This is a genomic window from Salipiger pallidus (assembly GCF_014643635.1).
Classification (GTDB): Bacteria; Pseudomonadota; Alphaproteobacteria; order Rhodobacterales; family Rhodobacteraceae; genus Salipiger; species Salipiger pallidus.
The window spans coordinates 50,696-76,949 of sequence record NZ_BMJV01000007.1 but is presented as its reverse complement, the minus strand read 5'-3'; the positions used below and the strand labels follow the sequence as shown (position 1 = coordinate 76,949).

At 63.5% G+C, this 26,254-nt stretch carries 26 protein-coding genes; 15 read left to right on the top strand and 11 right to left on the bottom strand.

Annotated features, from left to right (window positions below):
• The 3 genes from IEX41_RS16435 to IEX41_RS16425 form a co-directional block, all read right to left on the bottom strand.
• Positions 1 to 1,077, bottom strand: a complete 1,077-nt coding sequence (locus IEX41_RS16435) for a microcin C ABC transporter permease YejB (protein ID WP_188791363.1) — start codon at positions 1,075 to 1,077, stop codon at positions 1 to 3.
• A 6-nt stretch (positions 1,078 to 1,083) separates the two neighbouring features.
• The gene (locus IEX41_RS16430; RefSeq protein WP_188791362.1) at positions 1,084 to 2,973 is read right to left on the bottom strand and encodes an extracellular solute-binding protein; all 1,890 of its coding nucleotides are present in this window, start codon (positions 2,971 to 2,973) and stop codon (positions 1,084 to 1,086) included.
• Positions 2,974 to 3,239: 266 nt separating this feature from the next.
• Positions 3,240 to 3,755, bottom strand: coding sequence for a c-type cytochrome (locus IEX41_RS16425; RefSeq protein ID WP_188791361.1), 516 nt, complete (start codon positions 3,753 to 3,755; stop codon positions 3,240 to 3,242).
• 197 nt (positions 3,756 to 3,952) lie between these two features.
• Between IEX41_RS16425 and IEX41_RS16420 the strand changes: the two genes are divergently transcribed.
• Positions 3,953 to 4,786, top strand: a complete 834-nt coding sequence (locus IEX41_RS16420; protein WP_188791360.1) for a prephenate dehydratase — start codon at positions 3,953 to 3,955, stop codon at positions 4,784 to 4,786.
• A gap of 729 nt (positions 4,787 to 5,515) precedes the next feature.
• Here IEX41_RS16420 and IEX41_RS16410 read toward each other — a convergent pair.
• From IEX41_RS16410 to IEX41_RS16400, 3 genes are read right to left on the bottom strand one after another with little or no spacing between them, the layout of a single operon-like run.
• Positions 5,516 to 6,184: a TadE/TadG family type IV pilus assembly protein gene (locus IEX41_RS16410; RefSeq protein WP_188791358.1), complete on the bottom strand. Its 669-nt coding sequence runs from the start codon at positions 6,182 to 6,184 to the stop codon at positions 5,516 to 5,518.
• A gap of 1 nt (position 6,185) precedes the next feature.
• The gene (locus tag IEX41_RS16405) at positions 6,186 to 6,737 is read right to left on the bottom strand and encodes a TadE/TadG family type IV pilus assembly protein (protein ID WP_188791357.1); all 552 of its coding nucleotides are present in this window, start codon (positions 6,735 to 6,737) and stop codon (positions 6,186 to 6,188) included.
• Positions 6,734 to 8,059 (bottom strand): Tad domain-containing protein, encoded by a 1,326-nt coding sequence (locus tag IEX41_RS16400; protein ID WP_229673301.1) that lies wholly within the window; start codon positions 8,057 to 8,059, stop codon positions 6,734 to 6,736. The genes IEX41_RS16405 and IEX41_RS16400 overlap by 4 nt, the downstream gene beginning before the upstream one ends.
• 439 nt (positions 8,060 to 8,498) lie before the next feature.
• On the opposite strand from IEX41_RS16400, the gene IEX41_RS16395 reads away from it, so the two are divergent.
• The 11 genes from IEX41_RS16395 (at position 8,499) to ribD (ending at position 19,827) form a co-directional block, all read left to right on the top strand.
• Positions 8,499 to 9,935, top strand: coding sequence for a Glu/Leu/Phe/Val family dehydrogenase (locus IEX41_RS16395; RefSeq protein WP_188791355.1), 1,437 nt, complete (start codon positions 8,499 to 8,501; stop codon positions 9,933 to 9,935).
• 336 nt (positions 9,936 to 10,271) lie between these two features.
• Positions 10,272 to 10,682 carry a TadE/TadG family type IV pilus assembly protein gene (locus tag IEX41_RS16390; RefSeq protein WP_188791354.1) on the top strand — a complete coding sequence of 137 codons (411 nt, stop codon included), beginning with the start codon at positions 10,272 to 10,274 and terminating at the stop codon, positions 10,680 to 10,682.
• 3 nt (positions 10,683 to 10,685) lie between these two features.
• Complete coding sequence (locus tag IEX41_RS16385) at positions 10,686 to 11,993, top strand: pilus assembly protein TadG-related protein (RefSeq protein ID WP_188791353.1); 1,308 nt, start codon at positions 10,686 to 10,688, stop codon at positions 11,991 to 11,993.
• 112 nt (positions 11,994 to 12,105) lie between these two features.
• A complete protein-coding gene (locus IEX41_RS16380; RefSeq protein WP_188791352.1) occupies positions 12,106 to 12,402 on the top strand; it encodes a hypothetical protein in 297 nt (98 codons plus the stop codon).
• Positions 12,403 to 12,585: 183 nt separating this feature from the next.
• A complete protein-coding gene (dnaG, locus tag IEX41_RS16375; RefSeq protein ID WP_188791351.1) occupies positions 12,586 to 14,790 on the top strand; it encodes a DNA primase in 2,205 nt (734 codons plus the stop codon).
• Positions 14,791 to 14,933: 143 nt separating this feature from the next.
• On the top strand, positions 14,934 to 16,922 hold the full coding sequence (rpoD, locus tag IEX41_RS16370) for an RNA polymerase sigma factor RpoD (RefSeq protein ID WP_188791350.1): 1,989 nt from the start codon (positions 14,934 to 14,936) through the stop codon (positions 16,920 to 16,922).
• A 3-nt stretch (positions 16,923 to 16,925) separates the two neighbouring features.
• Positions 16,926 to 17,207 carry an HlyU family transcriptional regulator gene (locus IEX41_RS16365; RefSeq protein ID WP_188791349.1) on the top strand — a complete coding sequence of 94 codons (282 nt, stop codon included), beginning with the start codon at positions 16,926 to 16,928 and terminating at the stop codon, positions 17,205 to 17,207.
• A 164-nt stretch (positions 17,208 to 17,371) separates the two neighbouring features.
• Positions 17,372 to 17,623, top strand: a complete 252-nt coding sequence (locus IEX41_RS16360) for a hypothetical protein (RefSeq protein ID WP_188791348.1) — start codon at positions 17,372 to 17,374, stop codon at positions 17,621 to 17,623.
• Between the two features lie 78 nt (positions 17,624 to 17,701).
• Positions 17,702 to 18,118, top strand: coding sequence for a secondary thiamine-phosphate synthase enzyme YjbQ (locus tag IEX41_RS16355; protein WP_188791347.1), 417 nt, complete (start codon positions 17,702 to 17,704; stop codon positions 18,116 to 18,118).
• 132 nt (positions 18,119 to 18,250) lie between these two features.
• The gene (gene nrdR, locus IEX41_RS16350) at positions 18,251 to 18,721 is read left to right on the top strand and encodes a transcriptional regulator NrdR (protein ID WP_188791346.1); all 471 of its coding nucleotides are present in this window, start codon (positions 18,251 to 18,253) and stop codon (positions 18,719 to 18,721) included.
• Positions 18,722 to 18,729: 8 nt separating this feature from the next.
• Positions 18,730 to 19,827 carry a bifunctional diaminohydroxyphosphoribosylaminopyrimidine deaminase/5-amino-6-(5-phosphoribosylamino)uracil reductase RibD gene (gene ribD, locus IEX41_RS16345; RefSeq protein ID WP_188791345.1) on the top strand — a complete coding sequence of 366 codons (1,098 nt, stop codon included), beginning with the start codon at positions 18,730 to 18,732 and terminating at the stop codon, positions 19,825 to 19,827.
• Between the two features lie 88 nt (positions 19,828 to 19,915).
• Here the strand turns inward: ribD and IEX41_RS16340 are convergent, their stop codons facing one another.
• Both IEX41_RS16340 and IEX41_RS16335 read right to left on the bottom strand, forming a co-directional pair.
• A complete protein-coding gene (locus IEX41_RS16340; RefSeq protein ID WP_188791344.1) occupies positions 19,916 to 20,143 on the bottom strand; it encodes a DUF1150 family protein in 228 nt (75 codons plus the stop codon).
• Between the two features lie 3 nt (positions 20,144 to 20,146).
• Positions 20,147 to 20,557: an Hsp20 family protein gene (locus IEX41_RS16335; RefSeq protein ID WP_188791343.1), complete on the bottom strand. Its 411-nt coding sequence runs from the start codon at positions 20,555 to 20,557 to the stop codon at positions 20,147 to 20,149.
• 158 nt (positions 20,558 to 20,715) lie between these two features.
• On the opposite strand from IEX41_RS16335, the gene IEX41_RS16330 reads away from it, so the two are divergent.
• Positions 20,716 to 20,940, top strand: coding sequence for a YdcH family protein (locus IEX41_RS16330; RefSeq protein ID WP_188791342.1), 225 nt, complete (start codon positions 20,716 to 20,718; stop codon positions 20,938 to 20,940).
• Between the two features lie 264 nt (positions 20,941 to 21,204).
• Here IEX41_RS16330 and IEX41_RS16325 read toward each other — a convergent pair whose 3' ends face one another.
• Positions 21,205 to 22,683: an ABC transporter substrate-binding protein gene (locus IEX41_RS16325; RefSeq protein ID WP_188791341.1), complete on the bottom strand. Its 1,479-nt coding sequence runs from the start codon at positions 22,681 to 22,683 to the stop codon at positions 21,205 to 21,207.
• Positions 22,684 to 22,850: 167 nt separating this feature from the next.
• On the opposite strand from IEX41_RS16325, the gene panB reads away from it, so the two are divergent.
• Together panB and panC are read left to right on the top strand one after the other, a co-directional pair.
• Complete coding sequence (gene panB, locus IEX41_RS16320; RefSeq protein WP_188791340.1) at positions 22,851 to 23,693, top strand: 3-methyl-2-oxobutanoate hydroxymethyltransferase; 843 nt, start codon at positions 22,851 to 22,853, stop codon at positions 23,691 to 23,693.
• A complete protein-coding gene (gene panC / locus IEX41_RS16315) occupies positions 23,690 to 24,529 on the top strand; it encodes a pantoate--beta-alanine ligase (RefSeq protein WP_188791339.1) in 840 nt (279 codons plus the stop codon). The genes panB and panC overlap by 4 nt, the downstream gene beginning before the upstream one ends.
• Positions 24,530 to 24,536: 7 nt before the next feature.
• Here the strand turns inward: panC and IEX41_RS16310 are convergent, their stop codons facing one another.
• Positions 24,537 to 25,466, bottom strand: a complete 930-nt coding sequence (locus tag IEX41_RS16310; RefSeq protein ID WP_188791338.1) for an L-lactate dehydrogenase — start codon at positions 25,464 to 25,466, stop codon at positions 24,537 to 24,539.
• A gap of 118 nt (positions 25,467 to 25,584) precedes the next feature.
• Entirely contained in the window at positions 25,585 to 26,229 is a 645-nt protein-coding gene (locus IEX41_RS16305) for an SGNH/GDSL hydrolase family protein (RefSeq protein ID WP_188791337.1), read from the bottom strand.
• Between the last annotated feature and the right edge of the window lie 25 nt (positions 26,230 to 26,254).

The window sequence follows — 26,254 nt, the reverse complement described above, 5'->3', positions numbered from 1 at the left end:
TCAGCCCTCCCGTTTCTCGAAGTCGATGCGCGGATCGACAAGCACGTAGCACATGTCGGAGATGATGCCGACGACCAGACCGATCAGGCCGAAGATGAACAGCGTGCCAAAGATCACGGGGTAATCGCGGGCCACCGCCGCTTCAAAGCCAAGCCGCCCCAGCCCGTCGAGCGAGAAGATCGTCTCGATGATGAGGCTGCCGGAAAAGAACACCCCGATGAAGACCGCCGGGAAGCCCGCGATGACGATCAGCATGGCGTTGCGGAAGATGTGGCCATAAAGGACGCGGCCCTCCGTCAGGCCCTTTGCGCGGGCAGTCATGACGTAATGTTTCTTGATCTCGTCGAGGAAACTGTTCTTGGTCAGCAGCGTCAGGGTAGCGAAGGCCGAAATGGTCGAGGCGAAAACCGGCAGTGCGATGTGCCAGAAATAGTCGGCGATCTTGGCGGGCCAGCTCAGCTGCGCAAAGTTGTCCGAGGTGAGGCCCCGCAGCGGAAAGATCTGCCAGTAGGACCCGCCTGCGAACAGCACCAGCAGCAGGATCGCGAAGAGGAAGCCGGGGATGGCGTAGGCCACGATGATCGCGCCCGAGGTCCATGTATCGAAGGAGCTGCCGTCCTTGACCGCCTTGCGGATGCCCAGCGGGATCGAGATGATGTAGGCGATCAGCGTCGACCACAGGCCAAGCGAGATCGACACCGGCATCTTTTCCAGCACCAGATCGATGACTGAAATCGAACGGAAGTAGCTGTCGCCGAAATCTAGCCGCATGTAGTTCCACATCATGCTCAGGAACCGCTCAAGCGGGGGCTTGTCAAAGCCGAACTCGCGCTCGAGTTCCTCGATGAAATCGGGCGGCAGCCCGCGGGCGCCGGCGTATTCGTCCGAACCGCCACCGGCGACTTCACCGCCGCCCCCGGCGATGCCCTGGAACACGTCGCCCTGGCCCTGGACCTCGGCGATGATCTGCTCGATGGGGCCGCCGGGCACGAATTGGACGAGGGCAAAGTTGATGACCATGATCCCCAGAAGCGTGGGGATGATGAGCAGCAGTCGTCTTAGGATGTAGGCGCCCATATGGGGTTACAGCGCTCCTGCGGCGCGAAGTTCGGTCGCGCGGTCTTCGTTCCACCACCAGATTGACATCTCGCCAAGCCCGTAGGGCGGGGGCGTGTCTTCGTAGGGGCGTTCGTACACGTCGCGGTAGGCGACGCTGTGAACGCCCTTGTACCACTGCGGCACCCAGATGTGCATGGCCCGCAGCACCCGGTCGAGCGCATGCACGGCGGTCACCAGCTCATCACGGCTTTCGGCGTCGGCAATGGCGCGGATCAGCTGGTCGACGCCTTCGTTGGCAAGGCCCGCCACATTGGCAGACCCCGGGACCTCGGCAGTTTCCGAGCCGAAGACGGACCGCAGCTCGTCCCCGGGGGTCTGGCTCATGGCAAAGCGCTGGGTGACGATGTCGTACTCAAAGTTCTTCTCGCGCTCCTGCGCCTCGGCGGCGTCGACGCGGTTGGCGGTGGCCTCGATGCCAAGGCGCTTGAGGTTGTCGATGTAGGGATTGACGATGCGGTCAAAGGACGGGCTGTCGTTGAGTACCTCGATGGTCAGCCGCTGGCCGTCCTTGTAGCGGAAACCGTCATCGGCAACCTCCCAGCCTGCGTCGGTCAGAAGCCTGCCCGCTGCACGCAGGGCGCGGCGGTCTGCAAGGTCGTCGGGCGAGGATTGCGCCGGCGAGAACGCCTCTTCGGTGAAGACAGTTTCCGGGATGAACTCGCGGATCGGCTCGAGCAGCTCCAACTCGGCCTCAGAAGGCGTACCGGTGGCTTGCAGGGTGTCCGAATTTTCCCAGAAGCTGTCGGTGCGTTCGTAAAGACCGTAGAACAAGCTTTCGTTCGCCCATTCGAAGTTGAAGGCCATGCCGATGGCCTCGCGCACCCGGGCATCCTGGAACTTGTCGCGGCGCAGGTTGAAGAAGAACCCCTGCGTGCCCGCCGGGCGCCCGTCAGGCAGGGTTTCCACGACCACGTGCCCGTCTGCGATGGCCGGGAAGTTGTAGCCTGTGGCCCAAATGCGCGACTGGTATTCCTCACGGTAGGTGTAGGCGCCCGCCTTGAACGCCTCGAAGGCGGTGGTGTAGTCGGCGAAGTATTCCACCCGCAGCACGTCGAAGTTGTTCTCGCCCACGTTCACCGGGAGATCCTTGGCCCAGTAGTCATCGCGGCGCTTGTAGGCGACCGATCGGCCCGGATCCACGGACAAAAGCTCGAACGGGCCGGACCCCATGGGGGGCTCGAGCGAGCTTTCGGCGAAATCGCGGTTCTCGTAATAGGCCTTGGAAAAGATCGGCAGGCCGCCGGCGGTCATCAGCAGCTCGCGCAGGGGGCCTTCGGGATTGAAGGTGAACTTCACGGTGTGTTCGTCGATCGCCTCAGCGCTGGTGATGTCCTGAAACTGCACCCGGAAAGCGGGGCGGCCCTTGTCGCGCAGGGTCTCGAACGAGAATACGACGTCATCGGCGGTAACCGGCGTGCCATCGCGGAACATCGCCTCGGGACGCATGTGGAAGGTGATCCACTCGCGACTTTCGGGGTATTCGACGCTTTCGGCGACAAGGCCGTACATGGAGTCGGGCTCGTCGAGGTTGCCGGTCAACAGGCTGTCGTAGAAGACGGCGGACATGGCCGCCGCGTTGCCCTTGAGAATGAAGGGCGTCAGGCTGTCGAAGGTGCCGAAGGCCCAGGTCGACATCTCGCCGCCCTTGGGGGCGTCGGGATTGACGTACTCCCAATGCTCAAACCCCTCGGGGTATTTCAGCTCCCCGAAGGACGACACGCCGTGGGAGGTGATGATCTTCTCGTCATCCTGGGCATGGGCTGCGGGGGCCATTGCAATGCCCAGGGCAAGTAGCGCGGAACCGATGAAGCGGGCGGGTCGGGTGTTGGCGGCGCGCGGCGTCGTCCGGATCATGTGCTCTCCCCTTGGCGTTGCGACCGTTCTGGCAGCAATGGCGCATTATTCTATAGATTCATCTAAGCTAAGAGAGCGCGGCGGCCACATTCAAGCGGTCATTGCTAGAGTTTGCGTGATGAGCCTGCGATTTGGCCGGGTGGCGGCGAGCCAGCGCGCACCCGGGGCAGGCATATTGGTTCTGCGTGACGGGGAGATATGAAAAAGGGCCGCGGCAATGCGCGGCCCTTTCCTGTCCATGGTCTGCCCTGTGGGGCAGGGCGGTGTCAGCCGCCGAAGGTCTCAAGATAGGCGATCAGGTTCACCCGGTCCTCGGCGCCGCTGAGGCCGGAGAAGCTCATGATCGTGCCGGGCGCCGCGCTGCGCGGGCTTTCGAGGAAGGCAAAGAGGTTTTCCGGGGTCCAGACATCGCCGACCTGTTCCAGCGCGCCGGAATAGGCGAAGCCGTCGACGGAGTCGATCTCGCGACCGACGACGCCGTCGAGGTGCGGGCCGGTGGCGTTGGTGCCGTCGAGCTTGTGGCAGGCGCGGCACTTGTTGAACTGGCGCTCGCCCGCGCCGGCATCGGCGGATGCGAAGAGGGTCTCGAAATCGACTTCCTCTGCGGGCTCTTCCTCGCCCGAGGACCCGGTGTCGATGACATAGGCCGCCGCATGCTCTTCGCCGTGACCGCCACCACCGGTGCTGTAGAGGGTGTCGCCAACCCAGCCGCCAAGCAGGTAGATCAGCAGGGCGCCGCATGCGCCACCAACCGCCTTGGTGATTGTCATCGTGTCAAACATGCATGACCTCCCTCACATGTTGCGATGCCGCTGGGCGTCCCTTGCCCTTGACGACATCAATATAGGGTGCTTCCTCTACACCCCCGCGGGTGTCTAGGGTTTCCAAACCGTTCTGGCAAGGTATAGAAGCCGCGACCAGATGCGCAAAGACCTTTCGCACGGGAATGCCATCAAAAGATGAAGACAAAAGGCCGCACATGACAAATCGCATCGCATTCCAGGGCGAACTCGGCGCCTATTCCCATGAGGCCTGCCGCGACGCGCGCCCCGACATGGAGGCGCTGCCCTGCCGCACCTTCGAGGAGGTGATCGAGGCGGTGCGTACCGGGCGGGCCGAGCTGGCCATGCTGCCGGTCGAGAACACCACTTACGGGCGTGTGGCCGACATTCACCGGCTGCTGCCCGAAAGCGGTCTGAAGATCCTTGGCGAAGCCTTCGTGCGGGTGCACATCAGCCTCATGGCGCTGCCGGGCGTGACGCTCGAAGAGCTGAAAAAGGTGCGCGCGCATCTCGTGCTGCTGCCGCAGGCGGCGAGCTTCCTGTCGAAATATGGCATCAAGGGTGAGCCCTATGCCGACAGTGCCGGCGCTGCCGCCGAACTGTCCCGCACCGGGGACAGAACCTGTGGCGTGCTCGCCTCGGATCTCGCGGCCGAGATCTACGGGCTCGAGCTGCTGGCGCGGCATATCGAGGATCACGCGCACAACACCACGCGGTTCCTCGTGATGGGGAAGGATGCCGACCACGGCCGCCGCGGCGATCATGGCATGATGACCACCTTCATCTTCCAGGTGCGCAACATTCCGGCGGCGCTTTACAAGGCGATGGGTGGCTTTGCCACCAACGGCGTGAACATGACCAAGCTGGAAAGCTACATGGTCAGCGGATCGTTCACTGCAACTCAGTTCTACGCGGACATCGAGGGCCACCCGGACGATCCCGGCGTGCGCCTCGCGCTCGAGGAGCTGGAGTATTTCACCGACAAACTGGAGATCCTGGGCGTCTATCCGCGCGATTCCCGCCGGAACTGAGACGGTCCGGACCCGTGGGGGGCTGACCATGGACGATATCGACAAATCTGCTGGCGGCGCCGAGCTGCTGCGCATCCGGGCAACGCCGGGACGGCGCATCTTCGGCACCGGCACGCTTGGCCTTCTGGGACTACTGCTGCTCTGGCTCGCCGTGGTCGAGCCGCCGGCCGAGATCCTGTGGCTGCTGTTCCTCGTGATGCTGGGCGTGGCCGCGGTCTGGATGGCGCAGTTGATGTGGCGCGCCACTTCGCGTGAACTCATCCTGACCGAAACCGCCCTGAGTGACAGTTCCGGCGCGGTGCTGGCCGAGGTGGCCGATATCGACAAGGTGGACCGGTCAATGTTCGCCATGAAGCCGTCGAACGGCTTTGTGGTGCGTCTGAAAACTCCCTCCAGCCGCGCATGGCAACCGGGTCTGTGGTGGCGCTNCGCCCGTGCGCAGGGCAACGACCCACTGGCCTGAGCCGGTCTGTCCGGAACCGGCCCGTCCCGACGGATGATCCCCAAGGGCACGGGCCTGAAATAGAGCCCGCCTTCAAAATCCGGTCCTGCAACATCCTCGCCTGTAGCAGCCCGGCCATGCACCGCCGGGCGCGTGACGGTCGTTCGGTGATGTGGATTATCCCAGATCGGATCAGCCTGATCGTCCCCTACTGAAAACGGCCGCGCCATGAGGCGCGGCCGTTCGTCGTTCCGAAGCCGGGGCAGGGGGCTGCCCGGGCCACGGTATCAGCAGTCCACTGCGTTCTCGGCGTTGTTCTTGCACTGAGAGTTGCCCGGTGCATCCTGATCGCCGTTGCCCCAGCCGTTGTTCTCTTTCTGCAGATCGTAGAGGATCTGCGGAGCGTAGCGCGGTCTGGTGAAGCTGTAGGTGCGGATGACGAAGGGATCGAGACCGACGCTGAAAATCGGGTTATACTTGTCCCAGGTCTCGACCATGATGACCTGTTCCTTGTTTGCCATCACCGGCAACTTGTCCGCGTAGTCCTGCCCGTCATTCTTGCCCAGCGGCTCCACGTCGCCGCGACCGACCGACCAGAGGATGCGGTATTTTTTGCTCCGGTCATTGTATTCCACGACCGAGATCCGAAGGTTCGCCGGGTAGGTCCCATCGCGCTCATCGACCACAACGGGGTTGAGGGTCAGCAGGCCGAACATGCTGAAAGCGTTGTCCAGGTAGTCGCTGTCGAGCGGATCGGTCTCGCGCGACACCATGTCACCGATGACGTAGTTTGCCTTCTGGTTGATGCCCTGCTGGTTGAATACGTCGAAATACACCCATGAGGCCGCAAAGAGCATGAACAGCATCGGAAGCATGATCGCCACTTCGAGGGTGACGTAGCCTTCCTGGTTCTTGCCGAAGCGGCGCAGACCGGCCTTGAGTTTGTCGAAGGTCATCTCAGAACCCTCCTGAGCTGGGTTCATGTACGAATGCGGCGGTCGCGATGATCGCGGTGTAGCCCTGATCATCCGAAGGCAACGCGTTCGCCAAGTATGACGCCGGGCTGAACGCGGTGTACATGTAACAGGCACGCAGCAGCATCATTTCGTGGGCGATGCCCTGGCTGAACGCGCGCTGCGGGGTCACTTGCTGGAACGTGGTGTCGACGCAGTCGGGGCGGCTCGCGGGGTCGACCCAGTCACGCATGTCGAGCGACACCATCTCGAGGCGAAGCGTGTCCTCGCAGCCCACCAGCAACGAGGTGCCTTCGCAGATCATGGTCTTGAGCTGCTCATGGGTGTAGGCGACGTCGGTGTTGAGCCTGATCGTCCGTACCGTCTCGTCGAGCGACCGCTCAAGCTGGGTGGTGCGAATCGTCAGGGCGCCGACCTCGATGGTGGACAAGGCGATGCCGACTATCAGTGGCGTCCAGAGGGCGAAGGGAAGCACGGCGCTGCCGGTCTCGTCCCCGAGAAAGCGGCGCAGCCTGGTTTTGATACAGCCGATCATTGGGTGAGCCTCAGCTGGTTAATCGTACGGGCAATGGTTGAGAATGCGTCGGAAATCTCGATGCCGTTCACTCGGAAGAAATGGGACGGAGAGGACGCACATGCGCGCATGACATCGGCACCATGGTCTTCCACCTCAAAGCCGATGGTCCAGATCAGGATGCCCTGATCCTTGGCCGCGCTGCAGATGCTCGACAGAAGGGCGTCACCAGTCTGGGCGTTGTATTTCTCGTAGTAATAGTCGCTGGGCCGGTAATTATAGACGCGGTGATTGAGGAAGTACTGAAGGTTGTACCTGTTCCAGTGGGCATACTCGCTTTCCGAGTCGTAGGCCCAGTCACGGATGCGGTGCGAGCGGTCGTTCTTGCCGTCGGTCATGAGGACCACGGTCTTGAGCACCTCTTCGTTGTCGTAATCCAGTGGGCGCCCCTCGAAGGCGTCATCCACCGAACCGTTCCGGATCATGCCCGACGCGATGGGGCGGGTTGACGGATCAAGAAGGGCCGTGGCCCACTTCATGCCGAGAAAGATCGAGGTGCCGGCGCGCGGTTGCAGCTGGCCGATCTGCTGCTTCAGCGCTCGGGCATCCTGGCTCCAGGGGCGGATACGTTCGTAATCGTAGCGCGGACAGACCGTATCGCTGCGGTCGTTGTAGGCCGAGTAGTTGAACTGGTAATGCTGCATCTGTTCCCACTGGCGCCCGAGATCGAGCGTGGTGGTGTCGAAGACGCTGTTGGGCATCTCGATGCAGTGGGAATAGCCATGCATCCAGTCGACGTTCATGAAGCTCAGGATCTCGGGCCCTGCGTTCACGTGTTCCGAGTAGGGCACGACCGAGATCGAAACGAGATCCTCGTTGCCATCGATCAGCATGGTGTCGACGAACTCGCCCGCCGCGTTCTGCATGTTCTCGAGCTTGTCGTAGTCGTCCATAGAGCCCGAAATGTCGAGCACGAGGGAGATCTCGACCTTGTTTAACCGCTCCTCCGCCTGCGCGTGAGCCGTTGCGGCAAGGGTGTCGATGCCGATCAGTTTCAGGACGTTCGACGGCATGGTCACGGCCGCATCAGCAGTCACCACGCGGTAGTTGAGGCCTTCGTCCACATCGATGTCGGAGAGGGCGCCGCCAAGCGACATCTTGTCCATGTAGTCGAGAACCACGGTCTCGGGGTCGAGCTCGTTATCGAGGTCGGCCGCTGCAAGGACCGCGCGGTCAAGCGTGTTCTGAACCTTGGTGCGTTGCAGTTCGGTATAGATCATGTCGATGCCGATACCGCCGGAGATTGCCATGAGCATCGACAGGGCAATGGCCATGTAGGTCATACTGCCGTCGTCTTCCCGTCGGAAGCATCTCAATCGATTTACGAGGGCAGAGATCGCAGTCTCCGTTCCCCGGCAGCCTGCGCCGCCGAGGTCAAAACCTTTCTGTTTCATCCCAATACCTTCCTGCCGGGTAAAACCCGGATACCCCACATAACTCACGTTGCGATCAGGCGGTTATCTTCCGGCATGATGGCCAAAGTAGGGCGTGTTTTATGGGAATAGTGGCGATTTAGGTTTGTTAATAAGCACAAACCAAGGCCAGCCAGGCGTCTGTTTCAATTGTGCGTACAATAACGATTGCGACGGTTAAACGTACCCTAATCGACCTGCGATAAATTGGTGAAAAACAGAAACACCAAGGATTTTCGTGCGGCAATGGTTAACGCAACTACATGCATAACATGATAGTCGATTCGTGAGCAACTAGGAGGAGACGAAAATGTGTGCATCACCGATGGGGGAGCCGACCTTCCGCGAAAGCGTCGACCTTATGTTCAACCGCGCCGCCGCGCTGATGGACCTGCCCGGCGGGCTCGAGGAAAAGATCCGCGTCTGCAACGGGGTCTACAAGGTGCGCTTCGGGGTGCGCCTGCGCGGCCAGATCCAGACCTTCACCGGCTACCGTGCCGTGCATTCCGAACACATGGAACCGGTCAAGGGCGGTATCCGCTTTGCCCCGTCGGTCGACCAGGACGAGGTCGAGGCGCTGGCTGCGCTCATGACCTATAAGTGCGCCCTGGTCGAGGCGCCCTTCGGAGGCTCCAAGGGGGGGCTGTGCATCGACCCGCGCGAGTACGACGACCACGAGCTCGAGCAGATCACCCGTCGTTTTGCCTACGAACTTATCAAGCGTGACCTGATCCATCCCAGCCAGAACGTTCCCGCCCCAGACATGGGCACCTCTGAACGCGAGATGGCCTGGATCGCGGATCAGTATGCACGGATGAACACCACCGACATCAACTCCCGTGCTTGCGTCACGGGCAAGCCACTGCATTCGGGCGGCATCGCTGGCCGCGTTGAGGCGACAGGGCGGGGCATTCAGTACGCCCTGCGCGAATTCTTCCGCCATCCCGATGATGTGGCGAAGGCGAAGATGTCGGGCAAGCTCGACGGCAAGCGCGTCGTGGTGCAGGGCCTTGGCAACGTGGGCTATCATGCGGCCAAGTTTCTCTCCGAGGAGGATGGCGCGCTCGTGACCGGGATCATTGAACGGGATGGCGCGCTGTTCGATCCCGCCGGCCTCGACGTGGAGCGGGTGCGCGACTGGCTGGTCAAGCATGGCGGTCTGACCGGCTATCCCGACGCCAACAGCACCCCCGATGGCAGCTCGGTACTGGAATCCGATTGCGACATCCTGATCCCGGCAGCCTTCGAGGGCGTCATCAACCTGTCGAATGCTCACAAGATCCAGGCCAAGCTGATCATCGAGGCGGCCAACGGCCCGATCACCGCCGGCGCTGACGAGATCCTGAACGCCCGCGGCACGATCATCATCCCTGATCTCTATGCCAACGCCGGCGGGGTGACCGTCAGCTACTTTGAATGGGTCAAGAACCTCAGCCATATCCGCTTCGGCCGGATGCAGCGCCGACAGGAAGAAGCCCGACACGAGCTGGTGTTGAACGAGCTGGACCGGCTGGACACCGCGATGGGCGACACCTGGAGCCTGTCGCCGAGTTTCCGAACCAAGTACCTGCGCGGCGCTGACGAACTTGAGCTGGTACGCTCTGGGCTCGATGACACCATGCGCATCGCCTACCAGTCCATGCGCGAGATCTGGCATGGCCGCGCCGACGTGCACGACCTGCGGACCGCCGCCTTCATTGTGGCGGTGGACCGCGTAGCGAAAAGCTACAAGGCAAAAGGGCTCTGACCATGACAACGTGGCGGCCCCTGCGGGGGCTGCTATGCCCGTCGAGCTAGCCGACGCAAACGGTTTTGCCATTCCGCCGCTCGCAGTGCTGCTCGCTTGGGAAAATTGACCGAAAGGGCGGGGCAAGTTAGGTTCTGTCTGTCCGCTTGTACTTTAAGTATTTGTATATACAGAGATTTATCCTGAGTGGCAGCTGGCCATCCATCAGGCTTTGATGCGAATTGTCTCCTTGAGCCAGGTCTTTGCCACGATTCCTTCACCGCAGCGCCCCCCACCAATGATGAAAACGTTTTAGTCGCGCGTTGAAATGCGTGCCCTGACGCAGGGAGCGGTATGATGGACAGTCTAAAGCAGATCCGGGGGCGGATGGCAGGTTTTCTCCGGGCAGAGACCGGCAGCATCACCGTCGAGACGGTCATCTGGTTGCCGCTGTTTCTTGCCCTGATGTCGGCGATTGTCGACATCAGCATGGTCTTTCACCGCGAATCCACCATGCTTCGGGTGATCCAGGATGCCAACCGCGCCTATTCCGTCGGGCGCATCGCGTCATCCGACGCGGTGGAACGCTCTGTTCTCGCGGCAGTGACGTCATACGCCGAGAACGCCTCGGTCAGCACCACCATGGTCGACGGGGTGATCTCGACCCGGCTGCAGGTGCCGACCTCGGACCTGATGCCGATCTACGCATTGCCGGCCTTCAGCAACCGCTGGGTGGTGGTCGAAACCCAGCAGTTCGCGGAGTTCTGAGTCATGGCACGTCCAATCCCGAGACGCGCTCCGTGGCAGGACGACACGGGGTCGATGACCCTTATGGCGGCGTATTTCGTGGTCATCACGATGATCGTCGGCGGACTCGGGGTGGATTACCTGCAATTGACTGCGGTACGCACCAAGCTGCAGGCGGCCAGCGACAATGTGGCCCACGCGGCCCTGCTGCGCCGCATGACCGCATCACGAGAGGACGCGCTTGACGAGGCTGAGGCCATTGCGGCGCTCAACCTTCCCGCCGATGATCATGGCGAGGCCATACTGCGCGACGATATTGTCTTCGGCAGATGGGACGAGGATACGCACGTGTTCGTGGCCGATCCCGATGCGTCCGGGGCGGTGCGGGTGACCGCCCGGCGCGCGGTGGATCGCAACAACATCGTGTCGAACCTTATGCTCCACATGGCAGGCTATATGGGGTTTGAGATCGAGGTGGACACGGTCTTTCGCATCTGGGAGCCGGGTTGCTTCAAGAATGGCTTTGTTGCCCGCAACGTGGTCGACGTGCAGAGCAACAACGCCTTCGGTCCACAGTTTTGCATGCACGGCAACAGCCACGTGGAAATCAACAACGGCAACATCTTCGAGGTGGGGGCCATCGTCTCCATGCCCGACCAGAGCGACCTGGTGCTACCGAACTCGGGCTGGGAGCAGAATGACGGCATTGACGAGGCCCTGCGCGATTCTTTCTATCTGTTCAGCGTGCTTGATGAGCTGCCACGGACTCTTTCGGGCCTTCTCAGGGGGGATGCGGAGACTTTGCCGCAATATGTGGCGGGGCTTGGAATGGTGATGCTGCCCACCTCGCGACTCACGCCGGCCGACTTCGAAGCCGGGCGGCTACATGGCTACAGCTGCAACGGGTCGCGCAGCCTGAGCCTGGATGCCGGTGTCTACGAGGCGATGGTGCTGGCCACCGATTGCAGTGTCCAGTTCAAGCAGGGGGTCGTGCTGAAGGACGTTATCATCGCCACCACGAACACCGGAGCGGCCAGCTTCAAGGCGCCAAGCGGCCTGCAGTTGGGCGCCGATGACAAATGTGCGCCAGGGGGCGGCGCGGCGCTGCTGACCATGGGTGGCATGTCGGTGGCCTCGAGGCTGGAGGTCTATGGCAGCCAGATCATCGCCATGGGCGACATCGACTTTGCCGCGCAGGCGGACGGGCTCGAAGGGGTGTCGATGATCGCGGGCGGCAACATCGATACCACGTCAAATGTCGTGATGAACGGTTGCCCCGAGGAGGGCATGGACCTCGTGCTGTGGGAGCGGGCACCGCGCATGGCGCGGTGACGGGCGGCGCGAAACCGGGGGAATGGGAACGGCGGGGCGCCGCCGGTCGGGCGTGACAGGGCGGGCACTGCGCGATATGGACGATGCGACGTTGCAACAAGGAGATCCGGGTATGCGGACCAACGCACTGTTTGCCATCGCGCTGATCGCTGCCGGGCCTGTCCTGTCAGTCGGAGCCGCCCATGCACAGGACAAGTCAGAGGCCTGCGCGCAATCGGCAGCCGTGGTTTCGGCAGCGGTGGAGGGCCGCCAAGCCGGCCAGAGCAAGTCCGCCGTCCGCAATGCCCTGCGCGATGCGCTGGACCGTGAGGCCGGAGACATGCTGGCCGAGTGGATCTGGTCCCTGCCGCAGGAGCAGCTGACTCCCGCCATCGGTGAAGCTTTCGAAGCCCAGTGCCTGGCGCAGTGATCCTGCGCTGACCGCTCTCAGGCAGGTGGCGGAAGGCCGCCGAGCCTCCGGCGCACGGGGTGGTGCAGGGCCCGGTGGCGGGCCTGACACCGTGACCCGCCCGTTCACCTCATTTGCGGGAAGGTGCAGATAAGGCGCTCGCGGCTTCTGGACTCGGGTGCGCTCAGGGGCGATATTCGCGGCATGAGTCTTCCCCCCGGTTTCCTTGACGAGCTTCGCAATCGCACGAGCCTTGCACAGGTCGTGGGGCGCAAGGTCATGTGGGACAATCGCAAGTCCAACCAGGCCAAGGGCGACCTGTGGGCGCCGTGCCCGTTCCATCAGGAAAAATCCGCCTCCTTCCACGTGGATGATCGCAAGGGCTTCTACTACTGCTTCGGCTGTCAGGCGAAGGGCGATGCTATCTCCTTTGTCCGCGAAAGCGAGAACGTGGAGTTTATGGAGGCCGTCGAGATCCTTGCCCGTGAGGCTGGCATGACCATGCCCGCCCGCGATCCCGAGGCCGCAAAGAAGGCGTCGCGCCGCGATCAGCTGTCGGAGGTCACCGAACAGGCACTGCGCTGGTTCCGCATTCAGTTGCGATCGAACAATGCCGGTGACGCGCGGGCTTATCTTGATCGTCGCGGCCTCGGAGAAGACGCCCGTGACCGGTTCGAGCTGGGCTTCGCCCCCGCGGGCTGGCAGAACCTGCGCGAGCATCTGCGCGGGCAGGGGGTGCCAGAAGAGCTGATCCTGGCGGCAGGCCTCGCGCGCAAGTCCGACAAGGGCCGCGATCCCTACGACATTTTCCGCAACCGGATCATGTTTCCGATCCGTGACGCCCGTGGCCGCGCCATAGCCTTCGGCGGGCGCGCCATGGACCCGAACGACAACGCGAAATACCTCAACTCGCCGGAAACCGAGCTGTTCGACAAGGGGCGCAATCTCTACAACCTCGCGCCCGCCCGCGAGGCGGCGGGCAAGGGCGCGCCGCTGGTCATGGCCGAAGGCTACATGGACGTGATCGCCCTGTCCGAGGCCGGCTTTGGCGCTGCCGTCGCGCCGCTTGGCACTGCCGTGACCGAAAATCAGCTGCAGCTGCTGTGGCGCATTGCCGACGAGCCGATGGTGGCCCTCGACGGTGACAAGGCCGGCCTGCGTGCAGCCTACCGGGTGATCGACCTTGCGCTGCCACTGTTGCAGGCGGGCAAAAGCCTGCGCTTTGCGCTGATGCCCGAGGGCAAGGATCCGGACGATCTGCTGCGCTCGGAAGGGCCGGAAGCGGTGAGCCGGGTGCTGCGCGAGGCGCTTCCCATGGTGAAGGTGCTCTGGCGGCGGGAAACCGAGGACAAGGTCTTTGACAGCCCCGAGCGCAAGGCTGCGCTGGATGCGCGCCTGCGCGACGTGATCCGCCAGATCCGAGACCGCAGCATCCGGGGCCACTACGGCGCCGAGATCCGCGATCTGCGCTGGGAGCTGTTCCGCGCAGGCCGTCCCCAGCCCGAGGGCGGCTACGACGATTTCAGCTTCCGGGATCCGCCCCGGGAGGCCCCGGATCCCCATGCCTCCGCGCCTTATCAGGACAGCTATGCGGCCCCCGGTTTGATGCCTGATCATGGCTTCCACGAGGCGGCGCCCGCGCCCTACCAAGGGGGCTACGAGGACAGGTCTTATGATGACCGTGGCTTTGGCGGCTACGACGATGGCGGCCAGGGCGCGCGCGGCGGCAGCTTTGATGGTCCCTACAAGGGGCGACGCGGGCAACGAGGCGGTCAGAAGGGGCGTCGGCCTTGGGGCGCGCCGCCGCCACCTTCGGCCAGCGCCAAGGCGTCGCTTCTGGCGTCCCAGGGGGAAGCTGCCGAAATCCACCTGCGCGAATGCGTGGTGCTAGCCGTGCTTCTCGAAACGCCCGTACTGATCGCCGAGTTTGAGGCTCGCATCGAGAGCATGGGTTGCGACGACCGCAATCATGCTGCCCTGCGTGATGCGCTGCTGCGTCACGCCGAGGCTGGCGCAGCCATGAAGGACCGGATCGCCGAGCAGATTGGGCCGGATGCACTTGAAACCGTCCTCTCGGCGCGCCATTTGCATGTCGTACCGTGTCTGCGCCGCCCCGATACCGATCTTGCTCGTCTGACCGTGATGGACTACCTCGACCGGATCGAGGCCGCACAGGGCCGACTGCTTGAGGTCAACGAGGCCGAGGCGGATATCACTGAACTTGCCGACGAGGTGCTCACCGAGCGTCTCAAACTGGCAAACGAGACCTACGAGCGTGTCCAGCGGGGCAGTTCGGAAGACAAGACCGAATTCCACAAGGCCCCCAACGGCGTGGAGCTCGATCGAGAAGAACGGAGCGCCTTCGAGGCGCTCATGCAACAGATTCGCTTTTCCAAGCACGGGAACTAGCTGTGCAGGTAGGGAAACTTGGAGGAATACAGGGTAAGACGGGTGGCCGAATCGTTTGATTCGCCGCATGATTCGAAAAACCGAATCACCCACTCGCTCGATTGTCGGCCGTTCACGGCCGCCTCCCTCTGACGGAGCACTTCATGGCAGCCAAAGACAACGAAGACGCCAAGCCCGAGTCGCAGGAAGACGCCCACAACCTCGACATGAGCCAGGCAGCGGTCAAGAAGATGATCGCCGAGGCCCGCGAGAAGGGCTACATCACCTATGACCAGCTGAACCAGGTCCTCCCACCGGACCAGGTGTCGTCGGACCAGATCGAAGACGTGATGTCGATGCTGTCCGAGATGGGCATCCAAGTCACCGAGGAAGAAGAGGACGGCGATGAAGACCCCGCCGCCAAGGGATCGACCGAACTGGTCGATGCCTCGCGTGGTCGCGATGTGGCCGTGTCGTCCGGCGGCAGCGAAAAGCTGGATCGCACCGACGACCCGGTGCGCATGTACCTGCGCGAGATGGGCAGCGTCGAGTTGCTGTCCCGCGAGGGCGAAATCGCCATCGCCAAGCGCATCGAGGCTGGCCGCAACACGATGATTGCCGGGCTGTGTGAAAGCCCGCTGACCTTCCAGGCGATCACGATCTGGCGCGACGAACTTCTTTCCGAGGACATCCTTCTTCGTGATGTGATCGACCTCGAAACCACCTTCGGAAACACGATGGAAGAAGAGGGGCTCGTGGAGCCCGTCGTCGATCCGTCGGCCTCCACCTCGGAAAAGCCCAAGAAGGATGATCCCGAGCTTGATGCGGACGGGAACCCGATCCGCAACAACGACGACGACGAGGACGATGACGAGCAGGCGAACATGTCGCTGGCCGCCATGGAAGCGGCCCTCAAGCCGCGCGTGCTCGAGACGCTCGACCGGATCGCCGATGACTACGAAGCGCTTGCAGCCATGCAGGACGCCCGGATCAGCGCGACCCTGAACGAAGACGGCAGTTTCTCGTCCGCAGACGAGCATATGTACCAGAAGCTGCGGTCCGAGATTGTGGTGCTGGTGAACGGCCTTCACCTGCACAACAACCGTATCGAAGCGCTGATCGATCAGCTTTACGGCATCAACAAGCGCATCATGTCCATCGACAGCGCCATGGTGAAGCTGGCCGATCAGGCCCGCATCAACCGGCGCGAATTCGTCGACGAATATCGTGGTAACGAACTCGATCCCAACTGGATGGAGCGGATGGGCGAAAAGTCCGGCCGTGGTTGGCAGATGTTCATCGAGAAGTTTTCGGAGAAGGTCACGGAGCTGCGCGGTGACATGGCGCAGGTCGGTCAGTACGTGGGCCTCGACATCAGCGAATTCCGCCGTATCGTCCAGCAGGTCCAGAAGGGCGAGAAAGAAGCCCGCTCGGCCAAGAAGGAGATGGTCGAGGCGAACCTGCGCCTCGTGATCTCGATCGCCAAGAAGTACACCAACCGGGGTCTTCAGTTCCTCGACCTCATTCAGGAAGGCAACATCGGCCTGATGAAGGCGGTGGACAAGTTCGAGTATCGCCGGGGCTACAAGTTCTCGACCTACGCGACATGGTGGATTCGTCAGGCGATCACCCGGTCCATCGCGGATCAGGCGCGCACGATCCGTATTCCGGTCCACATGATCGAGACGATCAACAAGCTGGTCCGCACCGGTCGCCAGATGCTGCACGAGATCGGCCGCGAGCCGACCCCGGAAGAGCTGGCGGAAAAGCTGCAGATGCCGCTCGAGAAGGTTCGGAAGGTGATGAAGATCGCCAAGGAGCCGATCTCGCTCGAGACGCCCATCGGCGACGAGGAAGACAGTCAGCTTGGCGACTTCATCGAGGACAAGAACGCGATCCTGCCGCTGGATTCCGCCATTCAGGAGAACCTGAAGGAAACCACGACGCGCGTGCTGTCGTCGCTCACCCCGCGCGAAGAGCGGGTTCTGCGGATGCGTTTCGGCATTGGCATGAACACCGACCACACGCTCGAGGAAGTCGGTCAGCAATTCAGCGTGACCCGCGAACGGATCCGACAGATCGAGGCAAAGGCGCTTCGCAAGCTCAAGCACCCGTCTCGGTCGCGCAAGCTGCGCAGCTTCCTGGATCAGTAAGCCATGTCGTTTCTCAAGAGACTTTTTGGCGGAGGAGGGGGCAGCGCCCCCGAAGCCAAGGCTGATCCGGTCGAGTACAAGGGCTTCCGCATCACTGCATCGCCCTTGCCCGAGGATGGTCAGTACCGCATCGCGGCGCTGATCGAGGGCGAGGTCGAGGGCGAGACGAAATCTCACCAGCTTGTTCGTGCCGACGTGATCCGCGACCGCGACGAAGCGATCGAGGCGTCCTTGCGCAAGGCTCGCCAGATGATTGACGAACAGGGTGTGCGGCTTTTCTCCTGACGCCTGTTCCTGACCTGATTGCAAAGGGCCATCTTCCGGGAGGAAGGTGGCCCTTTTGCCATGGATGACGTGGCGTCTGCTGCGTCTCACGCTTCCGATATTGACCTGAGTGGAACTTTTCCCTGCCGAATTTGTTGATTCGACGAACCGCAAGGAGAAAAGACATGTTCCGCCTTACCGTCCTGACCGTCGCCGCAACCTTCGCATCCGTCGCGGCTTTTGCTGCCACCGAGGTCATGATGGCGCCGGAAGCTGATGTGATCCGCATCGAGGTTTCTCAGGATGAACTTGCAGGCTGTCAGGAGGATCTGCGCGCCCTCGAGAGCCGTGACCCCGTCGCCGACGACGGCACGCCGCTGTTCTTCGGTGGCGCTGATGACATGCCCGGCACTGTCTGCGTTCTGCGCGACGCCTGATCCCGGACGCGCTCTGGCCTTCGATGGCCGGGGCGCTTATCCATTGTCCTCACCAGCACGACGCGGCAGGGACAGACCATGCAGACAACCTTTGAGATTTCCACCACCGGTACCGGCCTTTACGAATTCACGCGCGACGTGTCGCGCTGGGTCGCCGGCACCAGCTGCGACGAAGGGTTGCTGACGCTGCTTATCCAGCACACCTCCGCGTCCCTGCTGATCCAGGAAAACGCCGATCCCGAGGTCCGCACCGATCTCGATGCGTTCTTCCACCGGCTGGTGCCCCCAACCACCGACCCTTCGATGTCCTACCTTACCCACACGTATGAAGGGCCGGACGACATGCCTGCCCATATCAAAGCGGCTGTGCTGCCCATCAGCCTGTCTATCCCGGTGAGCCGCGGGAAGATGTTGCTCGGAACATGGCAGGGCATCTACCTTTTCGAGCATCGCCGCGCCCCGCATCGTCGCAGGGTGGTAGCGCACCTCGCTTAGGGGCTGTGCAAATCCCCTATCTTGTTGTCTAAATTAAGCTCTACCCAACCACTCGCGGCTCCCCTATAGTGGCTGTGGATAAGTGGGGGACAAACCCACGACAGGCAGGAACGATCGGATAAGGGGACAGGGATGCGCTGCCCGTTTTGCGGACATATCGACACGCAAGTGAAGGATTCGCGCCCCGCGGAAGAGCATGTCTCGATCCGTCGCCGGCGTTTTTGCCCGGCATGTGGCGGGCGGTTCACCACCTACGAGCGGGTGCAGTTGCGCGATCTCGTGGTCATCAAATCGAGCGGCCGTCGCGAGGATTTCGATCGGGACAAGATGGAACGCTCGATCCGTATCGCCATGCAAAAACGCCCCATCGAGCCCGAGCGGGTTGATCAGATGATCAGCGGCATCGTGCGGCGGCTCGAAAGCATGGGCGAGACGGATATTCCCTCCAAGCAGATCGGCGAGATCGTGATGGAGACACTCGCCCGGATCGACACCGTCGCCTACGTCCGCTTCGCCAGTGTCTACAAGAACTTCCAGGCTGCGGATGATTTCGACAAGTTCGTGAGCGAACTCAGACCGGACAATTCCACCGTCCAGAAGTGAGCCTGACCATGAGCGATGATCTGCGCCACATGGCCCATGCCCTGAGGCTTGGGCGTCGGGGCATGGGGCAGTGCTGGCCCAACCCGGCGGTAGGCTGCGTCATCGTCAAGGAGGGCCGCGTCGTCGGGCGCGGCTGGACCGCTCCGGGCGGTCGCCCCCATGCCGAGCCGCAAGCGCTTGCCATGGCGGGCGAAGCAGCGCGCGGCGCCACTGCCTATGTCACGCTTGAACCCTGTGCCCACACCGGCAAGACCCCGCCCTGTACCGAAGCGCTGCGCAAGGCGGGCATCGCTCGCGTGGTCGCGCCACTGGCGGACAGTGACCCGAGGGTGTCGGGAAAGGGCTTTGCCTACCTGCGCAGCCACGGCATTGAGGTGACCACCGGCATCCTCGCCGCCGAGGCCGCTCGCGATCACGCCGGGTTCTTCCTGAAGGTCGAGAGGGGGCGCCCATGGGTGACGCTCAAGCTGGCCAACAGTTTTGACGGGCGCATCGCCACTGCAACCGGCGAAAGCCAGTGGATCACCGGGCCTGAAGCGCGGCGCGCGGTGCATGGCCTGCGTGCCGCTCACGACGCGGTGATGGTCGGGGCGGGGACCGCCCGCGCCGATGATCCGGCGCTGACGGTGCGCGGCTGGGGACAGGTCCGCCAGCCCGTGCGCGTCGTTGCCTCACGTCTCATCGATGTGCCGCTGATGAGCCGGCTGGCCAGCACCGCCCGTGACGAGCCAGTGTGGATGATCCACGGCCGCGAGGCAGCTGCCATGACCCGCAAGGCCTGGGCCAGCTGCGGCGCGCGGCTTTTGCCCTGCGACGTGTCCGGAGGCCGCCTCGATCCCGAGGCGCTCTTGTCGGTGCTGGGCGGGCAGGGTCTGACCCGGGTGTTTTGCGAGGGAGGCGGGCAGCTGGCCGCGTCTCTGCTTGCCGCCGACATGGTGGACGAACTGGTTGGCTTTACTGCCGGGCTGGCGCTTGGGGCCGAAGGGCGCCCGGGCGTCGGAGCCATGGGTGTTGACCGGTTGTCCGAGGCGCCGCGCTTCGTGCTCGAAGAAACCACGCGCGTGGGCGAGGACGTTATGCACCGCTGGATCCGCCCACGCGTTTGACCACGAGCCAGACGGGCCTGTCCTGTCTTGGGCAAATGAAAAAAGGCGGCGCCAAGCGCCGCCTTTTTATTGTTTCACATGAGTGATGTCAGTGCACCGTCACTGGTGCGAAATCGTTCTGGCGCGCGAGAACAAAAGCGAGCTCCCGATCCTTTACCAGCGCTAGGCGTTCGCCAGCGGTGTTGTGCACCGCGTAGAGCGTCTTGACGTCCCCAAGCTGGCCCTGAATGTCCTCGGGCAGCTCGTCCGCCGCAACGGAGCGAACGTAGACGATGCGTTCGTCGCCGGGTTGCTTGAACTCGTATTTGGTATCCATGGCTTACCCCTTTCTGATCTGGATCGTCTGAACCACGGTCTCGGGCCGCGAGATGGTCAGGTCGACATGCAACAGACCATTCTCGATCATAGCCTCGCCCACTTCGACACCATCGGCCAAGACGAAAGAGCGCTGGAACTGCCGCGCTGCGATGCCGCGGTGCAAAAAGATGCGTTCGCTTCCGTCGTCCCGTTGCCGTCCACGGATCACCAGTTGGCGGTCCTCGACGGTGATCGACAGGTCGTCCTCGGCGAATCCGGCCACCGCAAGGGTAATCCGGTACGAGTAATCCGACGTCTGTTCGATGTTGAACGGCGGATAGCCTTCGCTCGATTTCGCGGTGCGTTCGAGCAGGCGTTCCAGTTGCTCGAAGCCGAGCATATGGGGATATGATCCCAGTGTCAGTTTGGTCATCGACATGTCCTTGGCATTAAGCGACCGTCAGGATGAGGCCCCGTGGCGGCGACCCCTCTTGATCGAAATATGGGAGCGTGCAACGACTTGCGCAAGGGCTTTGCCAAGAGTGGTGAAGTTGCTATTCTGAATGCCCGCACGACAAGGAGTTGGCCCGCATGGATGCGCCGCAGGATATCTCGATGAAGACCGAGGACGTGCTGCGGGTGGAGCTACAAGTTCTCAAGCACGAACACCGCGATCTGGACGATGCGATCAACGCCCTGCACGAACGCGGTGTGGTCGATCAGCTGACGATGCAGCGGCTCAAGAAGAAGAAGCTCTTCCTCAAGGACAAGATCGCCCTGATCGAGGACCGCCTGACCCCCGACATCATCGCCTGATCCGCCGGCCTGGTGGCTGTGCGGATCTGCCGGCAAGGCTGGCTCTGATCGAGCAGCGTGTCTGGCCAAAGGTTTGACGTCCGGTCCTGCCCTGATCCGTCATCATGTCTCGACCATGGGCGGGCCTGTTTGCTGGCCGGTGTCCTGAACACTGGCCCGCCTCGTGATCTGCAGGCGTGTTTGCAGGGGCTTCTCGCCCGATGATCCGCCTTCGCGCGACACCGAAGGCAGAGCCTCCGGCGCGCGTGTCACGTCAGGGCCGGATCACTCGGCCCAGCTTACCCCGGTGAGGTCGGTGGCCTGGGTCGGCTGGTTGACCCACAGCCCCTGCAGCCGCGCATCCGCCACCGTGGCAAAACCCAGTTGGAAGAGGTAGGCGTTGACGTGATCTTCGGCGATCATGGTTTGTGCCTGACGTACCAGCTCGGACCGCTGTGCCGGCTCTGTGGTCCCGGAGAGGGTGGCCATCAGCGCCTGAAGCTCGGGGTTGTCATACTGGAAGTAATAGTCTGGCCGGGCGTAGATTCCGATGTCGAAGGGTTCGGTATGTGACACGATGGTCATGCCGAAATCCTTGCCCTTGAACACCTCCTCGAGCCATTGCGCCCATTCTAGGTTGGTGATCTCGGCGGTGATGCCGATCTGCGCCAGCTGCGAGGCGATGATCTCGCCGCCGCGACGGGCGTAGGAGGGCGGCGGCAGCTTCAACGTGGTGGTAAAACCCTCGGGGTAGCCCGCATCGGCCAGCAGGGTCTGCGCCTTTTCCGCATCGAAGGGCGACAGCTCTGTCAGGTCCACGTAATCGGGATGGTGCGGTGCGAAATGGGTGCCGATGGGAGTGCCCTGACCGAACATCGCCCCGTCGATGATCGCCTGCCGGTCGATGGCCATGGAGACCGCCTCGCGCACCTGCGGATCGTCGAAGGGCTCGAGCCCGTTGTTCATGGCGAGGATGGTCTCGCCTTCGGTTGACCCGCTCAGCACCTGGAAGCGCGGGTCTCCTTCGAACATCTGCAGGTTCTCAGGGGCCGGAAAGCCTGCAAAGGCGTCGATATCCTGCGCCATCATGGCGGCGAAGGCGGCGGACGGGTCCGAGATGAAACGGAAGGTGGCCTGCGGCAGCGCAGGCGCCTCGCCCCAGTAGTCATCGTTGCGCAGCAGTTCGATCCGATCGCCGGTCGCCCAGCGGTCAAAGCGGAAAGGTCCGGTGCCCACGGGGCTTTGCTGGATGCCATCGATGCTTTCGGGCGCGACAATCACCGCATCCCCCCATGCAAGGTTGAACAGGATCAGCCCATCCGGGGCGTCCAGCATCAGCTCGACAGTGAGAGGGTCCACCACGGTCACGTTGCTAATGCCGGTGTACAGCGCCTTCTGCGCGTTCTGGCTGTCATCGGCGCGGACGCGGTCAAGCGTGAACTTCACGTCCTCGGCGTCCATGGTGGTGCCGTCGTGGAAGGTGACGCCATCGCGCAGGTGGAAGGTGTAGGTCAGCCCGTCCTCTGAGATGTCCCAGCGTTCCGCCAGCCCCGGAACGATTTCGCCGGTCTCGGTAAAGCGGGTGAGCCCTTCGAACACGTTGGCATAGAGTACGCTGTCGATGGCCCCGGCGGCGGCCGAGGTCGGGTCGAGATGCGGCGGTTCGAGCTGCAGCGCGATGGTCAGGCCCGGAGGCGCGGCCAGAAGCGGCGAGGCCGACAGAAGCAGCGCGGCAAGGGCCGGGCGGAGGATGGCGCGGGACATATGGGGTCTCCCTGTTGGCGCCGTGGCGGCGCCTCGGTGGTGAACGGCAGTGACGGGCCGAGTGTGGCCAATTCGGGCCGGTATTCAAGTGCGTGAACGATGGCCGGGGTGGAACTTTGTTGCGCGGCCTGCTATCTGGCGCAGGCTTTTCGGGAGGAGATGGAACCATGAGCGCCACTGCCCGCAAGACGGCCCCGTTGCCGGATGACATCCGCGCCCGCAAGGGCGGCGCGCCTCTGGTCAGCCTGACCGCCTACACCACGCCCATGGCGCAGATGATGGACGCCCATTGCGATTTCGTCCTCGTGGGCGATTCCGTCGGCATGGTGCTGCACGGCCTGCCCTCGACGCTGGGGGTCACCATGGAGATGATGATCCTGCACGGAAAGGCGGTGAAACGCGGGCTGAGCCGCGCCATGATGGTCGTCGACATGCCCTTCGGCTCATACGAGGAAGGCCCCGAGCAGGCCTTTCGCAATGCCGCCCGCATGATGTCGGAAACCGGCGCGGGGGCGGTAAAGCTCGAGGGCGGGGTGTCCATGGCGCCCACCATCGCCTTCCTCGTGGCACGCGGCATTCCGGTGATGGCCCACATCGGCCTCACGCCGCAGTCGATCAACACCCTTGGCGGCTACAAGGTGCAGGGCCGCGGCGATGCCGCACAGGCGCTCATGGCCGATGCCCACGCTGTGGCCGGGGCCGGGGCCTTTGCGGTGGTGCTGGAAAAGGTCCCCGCCAGCCTTGCGGACAAGGTGACAGAGGCGCTGCCAGTACCCACCATCGGGATCGGCGCGTCGGCGGGCTGCGATGGCCAGATCCTCGTGGTGGACGACATGCTTGGCCTCTTCACCGCGTTCAAGCCAAAGTTCGTGAAACGCTACGCGACCCTTGGAGAGCAGGGCGAGGCTGCCATCGCCGCTTATGCCGACGATGTGCGCAACCGCCGCTTTCCGGGGCCTGAACATGTGTTCGCCGATACCACGGCTGCAAAACCCGGAGACAAGGCATGACGATGATCATCCGCAGGCTCGACGAGCTGCGCGCCCTCGTGACCGGCTGGAAACGCAGCGGGGAGGTCGTTGGCGTCGTGCCCACAATGGGCGCGCTGCACGCAGGTCACCTGAGTCTTGTGAGCGGTGCCAAGGCCGGCGCGGACCGGGTGATCGTGACGATCTTCGTCAACCCGCGCCAGTTCAACAATCCCGACGATCTGGCCAACTACCCGCGCACCGAGTTCGAGGATGCGAAGAAGCTGGAGCCCTACGGAGTCGACGTGATCTATGTGCCGGATCCTGACCAGATCTACCCCCAGGGCTTTGCCACCACGGTCACGGTGGAGGGGCTGACGGATATCCTCTGTGGGGCATTCCGGCCCGGCCATTTCGACGGTGTGACCACGGTGGTGCCCAAGCTGTTTCTGCAGACCGGGGCGGACCGGGCGTGGTTCGGCGAAAAGGATTACCAGCAGCTGCAGGTGGTGCGCCGCATGGCCCGCGATCTCGACATTCCCATCGAAGTCGTGGGCTGCGAGACGGTGCGCGAGGCGGACGGGCTTGCCCTGTCCTCGCGCAACCTGCTGCTTTCCGATGAAGCCCGCGCCGTCGCACCCACACTGTCACGGATCATGCGCGACATGGCCGGGGCGCTGGGGCAGGGCGGCAGCATGGCCGAGCTTACCCCGGGGGCCATCACGGCTCTGACGGACGCAGGGTTCGACAAGGTCGAATACCTTGAGCTGCGCGCCGCGGACGGCCTTGCGCTGCTGGATACTGCGGACCGGTCCGCTCGGCTTCTGGCGGCGGCATGGATCGGCGGTGTGCGGCTGATCGACAACATCCCGGTCTGAGGGCGCTTCAGTCCAGCGCCTCGGCCGTTGCCATCAGCATTTCGGCCGATCGGCGCAGGGCGACGGCTTCGTCCGGGGCCAGCTCGGGGTTCAGGGTCGAAAGAACGCCCTCGCGCCCCACGACGCGGGGGAGGCTGAGCGCCACATCCTGCACCCCCTCCACCTCCGGTGTGAAGGTGGACACCGACAGCACCGCCCGCTGGTCATCCCGCACCGCCTGCACGATCCGCGCGAGGCCTGCGCCGATGCCGTACCACGTGGCCCCCTTGCCCTCGATGATGCGATAGGCGGCGCGGCGCACGCCATCATCGATCCGCGCCCGCACATCCCCGGTGATCGCCGCCCCCATCTGCGCCGCGAACCGCGCCACCGGCTCGGAGCCTGCGCGGGCAGATGCCCAGGCCAGCACCTCGGAATCCCCATGCTCGCCCAGCACGTAGGCATGCACCGACTGCGCCGCGATGCCCATGTGATCCGCCAGCAGCGACCGGAACCGCGCGGTGTCGAGGATCGTGCCCGAGCCGATGACGCGCCCAACCGGCAGGCCCGACAGGCGCAGCGCCACCCCGGTCATCACGTCCACCGGGTTCGAGGCGACCAGCAGCATCGCCCCCGGCGCCGCGCCCCGCACGCCCTCGATGACCTTTGCAAAGACCTCGGCGTTGCGGGCCAGCAGGCTGAGCCGGTCCTCGCCGGGCTTTTGCGCCACCCCGGCGGCAAGGATCACCAGCGCCGCGCCGTTCAGCGCGTCATAGCCGCCAGCGCTGACACGGCAGGGGTGGGCGAAGGGCACCGCGTGGGCGATGTCCTCGGCCTGTGCGCGGGCGAAGGCTTCGGACTGGTCCACCAACACGATCTCGCTCGCCCCGCCCCTGAGCGCGAGCGCGTAGGCGGCGGCGGACCCCACCATGCCGACCCCGACGATTCCGACCTTCATTGCTGGACTCCTTCAGATTGCGTTCAGGGAACGCTTGCACGTATGGCGGCGGCAGGTGAAGGGGGCAGGCGCACCGTGACATGCGCAGGGCAGACTTGTGCCGCGCGCTCAGGCAGTGCTAGCGCACCAGAAGCGGGGCGATCTGGTCTGCCATGAGGGCCGATCCCTTGGGGGACGGGTGCATGCGGTCGGACGCAAAGAGCGTCAGGTCGTCCGGGGTGAATACTGCATCCATGTCCACCAGCGTCACACCCGCATCGGCGGCGGCCATGCGCGCGAGCCGCTCTTCAAGCATGTCGTAGGGCGCTTCGCAGCCGGTGCCGGCATAGCGTGGGGCGGTGTAGTAATCGGCCCAGATCACCCGCGCGCCGCGCCCGCGCAGGTCCGACACCAGTGCCGGGATCGCGCCGCGCGCGCCGTCCTTGGAGATCAGCCGCTCGAGGATGGGCGTATACTCCGCCGCCTCGCATTTGCCGCTGAGATCGTTCGCTCCACCGTCGAGCACGATCCATTGCGCGGAGACCCCACGCAGCTGGTTGGGAATGTTTAGCGGACCGGTCCCGCCTGCCACCTTGGCCAGCGTGAGGGACACGTCGCCGACAGGCTCGCCCAGCCGCGCCTCGAGCTGGCCCGCGAGGGACTGCCCGGAGGACCGGTTCCACGCCATAACGGAATCTCCCGCCACGACGACGCGCGCCCCATCGGGGACACCGCGTCCACAGGCAGTCAGAAGGGCGAGGCCAAGCAGCAACCAATGTTTCATGTGAAGGGAAATGATCCGAACCGCG

Coding starts and splice junctions, on each gene's coding strand:
- IEX41_RS16435 (WP_188791363.1), bottom strand. CDS start 1,077: ATGGGCGCCTACATCCTAAGACGACTGCTGCTCATCATCCCCACGCTT.
- IEX41_RS16430 (WP_188791362.1), bottom strand. CDS start 2,973: ATGATCCGGACGACGCCGCGCGCCGCCAACACCCGACCCGCCCGCTTC.
- IEX41_RS16425 (WP_188791361.1), bottom strand. CDS start 3,755: ATGTTTGACACGATGACAATCACCAAGGCGGTTGGTGGCGCATGCGGC.
- IEX41_RS16420 (WP_188791360.1), top strand. CDS start 3,953: ATGACAAATCGCATCGCATTCCAGGGCGAACTCGGCGCCTATTCCCAT.
- IEX41_RS16410 (WP_188791358.1), bottom strand. CDS start 6,184: ATGACCTTCGACAAACTCAAGGCCGGTCTGCGCCGCTTCGGCAAGAAC.
- IEX41_RS16405 (WP_188791357.1), bottom strand. CDS start 6,737: ATGATCGGCTGTATCAAAACCAGGCTGCGCCGCTTTCTCGGGGACGAG.
- IEX41_RS16400 (WP_229673301.1), bottom strand. CDS start 8,059: ATGACCTACATGGCCATTGCCCTGTCGATGCTCATGGCAATCTCCGGC.
- IEX41_RS16395 (WP_188791355.1), top strand. CDS start 8,499: ATGTGTGCATCACCGATGGGGGAGCCGACCTTCCGCGAAAGCGTCGAC.
- IEX41_RS16390 (WP_188791354.1), top strand. CDS start 10,272: ATGGACAGTCTAAAGCAGATCCGGGGGCGGATGGCAGGTTTTCTCCGG.
- IEX41_RS16385 (WP_188791353.1), top strand. CDS start 10,686: ATGGCACGTCCAATCCCGAGACGCGCTCCGTGGCAGGACGACACGGGG.
- IEX41_RS16380 (WP_188791352.1), top strand. CDS start 12,106: ATGCGGACCAACGCACTGTTTGCCATCGCGCTGATCGCTGCCGGGCCT.
- dnaG (WP_188791351.1), top strand. CDS start 12,586: ATGAGTCTTCCCCCCGGTTTCCTTGACGAGCTTCGCAATCGCACGAGC.
- rpoD (WP_188791350.1), top strand. CDS start 14,934: ATGGCAGCCAAAGACAACGAAGACGCCAAGCCCGAGTCGCAGGAAGAC.
- IEX41_RS16365 (WP_188791349.1), top strand. CDS start 16,926: ATGTCGTTTCTCAAGAGACTTTTTGGCGGAGGAGGGGGCAGCGCCCCC.
- IEX41_RS16360 (WP_188791348.1), top strand. CDS start 17,372: ATGTTCCGCCTTACCGTCCTGACCGTCGCCGCAACCTTCGCATCCGTC.
- IEX41_RS16355 (WP_188791347.1), top strand. CDS start 17,702: ATGCAGACAACCTTTGAGATTTCCACCACCGGTACCGGCCTTTACGAA.
- nrdR (WP_188791346.1), top strand. CDS start 18,251: ATGCGCTGCCCGTTTTGCGGACATATCGACACGCAAGTGAAGGATTCG.
- ribD (WP_188791345.1), top strand. CDS start 18,730: ATGAGCGATGATCTGCGCCACATGGCCCATGCCCTGAGGCTTGGGCGT.
- IEX41_RS16340 (WP_188791344.1), bottom strand. CDS start 20,143: ATGGATACCAAATACGAGTTCAAGCAACCCGGCGACGAACGCATCGTC.
- IEX41_RS16335 (WP_188791343.1), bottom strand. CDS start 20,557: ATGACCAAACTGACACTGGGATCATATCCCCATATGCTCGGCTTCGAG.
- IEX41_RS16330 (WP_188791342.1), top strand. CDS start 20,716: ATGGATGCGCCGCAGGATATCTCGATGAAGACCGAGGACGTGCTGCGG.
- IEX41_RS16325 (WP_188791341.1), bottom strand. CDS start 22,683: ATGTCCCGCGCCATCCTCCGCCCGGCCCTTGCCGCGCTGCTTCTGTCG.
- panB (WP_188791340.1), top strand. CDS start 22,851: ATGAGCGCCACTGCCCGCAAGACGGCCCCGTTGCCGGATGACATCCGC.
- panC (WP_188791339.1), top strand. CDS start 23,690: ATGACGATGATCATCCGCAGGCTCGACGAGCTGCGCGCCCTCGTGACC.
- IEX41_RS16310 (WP_188791338.1), bottom strand. CDS start 25,466: ATGAAGGTCGGAATCGTCGGGGTCGGCATGGTGGGGTCCGCCGCCGCC.
- IEX41_RS16305 (WP_188791337.1), bottom strand. CDS start 26,229: ATGAAACATTGGTTGCTGCTTGGCCTCGCCCTTCTGACTGCCTGTGGA.